Source organism: Streptomyces synnematoformans, assembly GCF_039531005.1.
GTDB classification, from domain to species: domain Bacteria; phylum Actinomycetota; class Actinomycetes; order Streptomycetales; family Streptomycetaceae; genus Streptomyces; species Streptomyces synnematoformans.
Genome location: NZ_BAAAPF010000699.1, coordinates 1 through 1031, shown reverse-complemented (window position 1 = coordinate 1031; position 1031 = coordinate 1). Strand labels below are relative to the sequence as shown.

The following is a 1031-nucleotide window of genomic DNA, read 5'->3' as shown; positions in this document are numbered from 1 at the left end:
GCTGTGCGCCGAGCCCGCCTACCGCGCCCTGTGGCAGGAGGAGCCCGCCGATGCGTGACCGCGCCGCCGCCGGCCGCACCACCGCCGCGCCCGCCGGTGCGGACCCCGCGCCCGGGCTGCGGGTGCTCGTGCCCGCCGGGCTGCGGTTCCTGCGCCGGCGGCGGCGGGCCGGCGCGGCGGTGGCCGGATGGTCCGCGGTCGAGGCGCTGCAGACCTTTCTGCTCGGGCACGCCCTCGCGAGGGCCGTCGACCGGGGGTTCCTGGCCGACCGCCCCGGGGTGGGCCTCGGCTGGCTCGCCGTCGCGGCGGTGGGCGTCGTGGTCGGCGCCTTCGGGACGCTGCGGGTGTACGGGGCGGTGGCCCGGCTCACCGAGGACCTGCGGGACACCCTGGTGCGGCGGGTCGTCACGGGGTCGCTGGCACGCGCGGCGGCCCGGGCGCGGGCCGAGGGGCCGACGGCGGTGTCGCGGCTGACACACCAGGTGGAGATCGCCCGCGACGGCTTCGCGGGGCTGGTGATGGTGACGCGGTCCTTCGTCGTCACGGCCGCCGCCGCGCTGCTGGGGCTGCTGACCCTGGCGCCGCCGCTGCTGCTCGTGGTGCTGCCGCCGCTGGCGGCGGGGCTGGCAGTCTTCGGCTTCTCGCTGCGGCCGCTCGCCCGCTGCCAGCGGGACTTCCTCGCCGCCGACGAGGCGCTGGCCGCCGAGCTGGGCACGGTCGTGGACGGGCTGCGCGACGTCGTCGCCTGCGGCGGCGAACAGCGTGCGGGCGCCGCCGTCCGGGCCGGGGTCGACGCCGAGCTGCGCGCCTCGACGGCGCTGGCGCGGTGGGGCACGGCGCGGGACGTCGCGGTGGGCGTCGGCGGCCGGCTGCTGGAGGTCGCGCTGCTGGTGGCCGCTCCGTGGCTGCTGTCGCGGGGGGTGACCGCGGGCGCGCTGGTGGGTGCGCTGGCGTATCTGACGCAGGCGCTGCTCCCGGCGCTGCAGTCGCTGGTCTTCGGCCTCGGCGGCACGGGCGCCCGGCTGACGGTG

1 protein-coding gene is annotated in these 1031 nt (G+C 79.8%); it reads left to right on the top strand.

All coding sequences use genetic code 11. The annotated features are described in order from the left end of the window. Positions 1-50: 50 nt before the first annotated feature. Positions 51-1031 (top strand): ABC transporter ATP-binding protein (locus tag ABD317_RS37210; RefSeq protein WP_486389037.1); only part of this gene is annotated, 981 nt, incomplete at its 3' end.